The sequence below is a fragment of the Thermogutta sp. genome, from assembly GCF_014359955.1.
GTDB lineage: Bacteria > Planctomycetota > Planctomycetia > Pirellulales > Thermoguttaceae > Thermogutta.
This window is the reverse complement of the sequence record NZ_JACIYL010000627.1, coordinates 1-2,699: the sequence shown is the minus strand read 5'-3', so window position 1 is coordinate 2,699 and position 2,699 is coordinate 1. Positions and strand designations below refer to the sequence as shown.

At 59.2% G+C, this 2,699-nt stretch carries 2 protein-coding genes and 1 pseudogene; 2 read left to right on the top strand and 1 reads right to left on the bottom strand.

Annotated elements, in window-relative coordinates; translation table 11 throughout:
• A pseudogene (locus tag H5U08_RS15170) lies at nucleotides 1-373 on the bottom strand (hypothetical protein); the annotation flags it as partial.
• Between the two features lie 401 nt (nucleotides 374-774).
• On the opposite strand from H5U08_RS15170, the gene H5U08_RS15165 reads away from it, so the two are divergent.
• The gene (locus tag H5U08_RS15165) at nucleotides 775-1,902 is read left to right on the top strand and encodes a hypothetical protein (RefSeq protein WP_297034889.1); all 1,128 of its coding nucleotides are present in this window, start codon (nucleotides 775-777) and stop codon (nucleotides 1,900-1,902) included.
• Between the two features lie 307 nt (nucleotides 1,903-2,209).
• The coding region (locus H5U08_RS15160; protein ID WP_297034886.1) for a manganese efflux pump MntP family protein at nucleotides 2,210-2,699 on the top strand (490 nt) is incomplete at its 3' end.

Genomic DNA, 2,699 nt, shown 5'->3' with positions numbered 1-2,699 from the left:
TGTCGCCATTGTCATGCCAGTGGGGACAGCCCTTCTTTCCGTCCACATAGTGCATGAGCTGATGAGAAACCGGATCATCCGGCGGCATCGGTTCGGCGTCCGGACAATAGGGATCATAAAATCGGGCCTCGCGCTGGGGATAGACGGAACTTTTGCGGAGCTTCCACCGGGGGTCCACCTGACCCCGCTGAATGAGCGCAGCCACTTCGCTGTCGGCCTGCTGCCGATAAGCCGCGCGATGGCAACCCGAACTTACCACCAGCACGAAAAGCGTAAGGACAAACACCTGCCGTAAGCAGTCAGGAAGAAACACCCCCAGGGGGACTTTCGCTCGCAAGATCCCAATTGGCTGACGAAGGATGGGTGCAAACATGGGTAACCTGCTCACTCCACCAAGAGTGCATGCCGAGCGACATCGGGCGGCGATATGATCCCCTCGCACGTCGGTTGAGTCCGTCGCCGCTTGAATTGGTTCGACAGGAAAAGCAGGTAAACTTAAACGATTGTTTGAGATATTCCGCAAATAACAGATTTGACACTTCCTCTCCCCGTAGGTGGGGGGTGCTCCGTCGCATTCTGGCAAAGAATGGCTAAAGCTTGACACGGGCAGGGGGGCTAAATACCATCGAGCATAACGGAGGGCCATCGGCCAACGGGGCTTGAAGCCTCGCACGAATGGGGGAGGAAACAATATCGGCTCATCCAGGGAAGGAACACGCAGTTTTCGGTCGTGTCAACCGAGGTGAGAAATCTCCGGTCACTGGTGATACCCCAATGAGCATTTGGAATAAAGTTCTCATCTGCCTGCTGCTGCTCGCCTCGCTGGCCATGTGGTATCTGGGAATGCGGGCGCTCGCCACCCATCGGGCATGGCGGACCGCGGCGGAAAAGCTCCGCAACGAGCTTGCCCAACTCGAAAAGGACCGCGAACGTCTGATCAACGGCGATGCCAACACCAAGGGCATCCGGCAGCTCCAGGTAGAACTGGCCAAATACACCTTGCAGCGCGGCCGTGTGTGGCACGGGTGCCGTCCCATGCAGGTCAACGTGCGGCAGGATCCCCAGGCGGGGTTCGTCGTCCAGGTGAGTTTGACGGTCGATCAACTGGGGTTGAGCGGCCTTCAGAATGTCCAGGAACTCCCCGTTGATTCCGCCGTCTATCTCTTCGACGAACGTGACATCCGCCAGGGGGGAAGTTACCTGGGGGCCTTTCGCGTGGCCGCAGTCAATCCCCGACAGGGTGATCAGCCGGCCATGGTCCAGCTTGAATCGACGGACTTTCTGACCAACCGAGAAGTTCAGCGTATCCAGGCTGCGGTTCAGGCCGCTCAGCAGGGACAACTTGGCTGGACCGTCTGTGAGGTTCTGCCCACCGATGATCATGAGATTTTCGCCGGGCTGGATGCGCAAACCTTGGCGGCGATCCTCCCCCGAGACGTGGTGGACGAGTATGTCCGCGATGGCAAGCCGGCCGATCCCAACAACCCGCAGTCGCCTCCGTACTGGCGGAAACTTCGGGACTACGAAGTGGCCCTGCGGAATCTTTCCCTCAAACGGGCGGAACTCCTGGATCAAATCGCTTCTCTCACCGCCGACAAGAATCGACTCGATGCCTGTCTGGCCGATGCCGAACGGGAAGAGCAGGCACGGGATCAGGAGATCGCCCAACTCAAGCAGGAACTCAGCCGGAAGGAACAGGAACGTGACCTCGCCCAAAATCACCTGAAAGCCGTGGAAGACACCCTTGCCCGCGTCACGGCAGCGCGGGATCGTCTGATTCAGGAAAATCTCAAGACGGCCGAAGAACTTGCCCGGGCCCAGTTCAAGGCACGAGATCTCATCGAACAGCGTGTTCGCACCATGGCCCAGGGGGAAACGCCCCTGCAGACGGCTGCCCGGTGAAAAGATCTCTGGCGGTCATCAACCGCCTGGGAGCATCGCCGCGCATTTCTGATTTTGGGGAGCCAGCGCCAGCCTGCGTTTCCGCTGCTTTCGCCATCCCGTAAGTGTGCATCAGCGGTTGCTCAGAGCACTGACTCGGGGGATAGTTTTTCACCACCCCGTGTTGTCCCTTCTGAACCATCCCAATTCTGCCCGGTCTGAATAAACGCGCCTGTGGCCCTCCACGTTGGGGAATCGAACACGGTACACTGAAAGAACGCGCGTTTTTCAGGGGCGATGTTGATGGTTTAACCCCGAGGTGCAGAGAGTGGATCTGCTTTCCATATTCGGTGTGGCGCTGGCACTGGCGATGGACGCGCTGGCCGTATCTGTCGCCGTGGGGCTGCGGCTGGCCCGCGTGACCGCCCGACACACCTTCCGCGTTTCCTTCCACTTCGGTTTTTTTCAGTTTCTCATGCCCGTGGTGGGATGGCTGGGGGGTGCCCAATTTGCCTCTGCCATAGCGGGCTGGGATCACTGGTTGGTGTTCGCTCTGCTGGGTGTGCTGGGCGGGAAAATGATCTGGCAGGCCCTGACAGGAAAGGTGGATACCCTGACGGACGATCCCACCCGCGGTTGGAGTCTCGTGAGCCTTTCCGTCGCCACCAGCCTGGATGCTCTGGCTATCGGCGTATCGCTGGCGTTTTTGGGAGAATCAATCTGGCTGGCCGCCGTGATCATCGGCCTCGTCGCCGGGATATTGAGTCTCATTGGGATTCGCGCTGGAAACCGGCTGGGACGCCATTTTTCCCAATGGG

Excerpts from the sequence above, each read along its gene's own strand:
- H5U08_RS15165 (WP_297034889.1), top strand. The coding sequence starts at position 775 with ATGAGCATTTGGAATAAAGTTCTCATCTGCCTGCTGCTGCTCGCCTCG.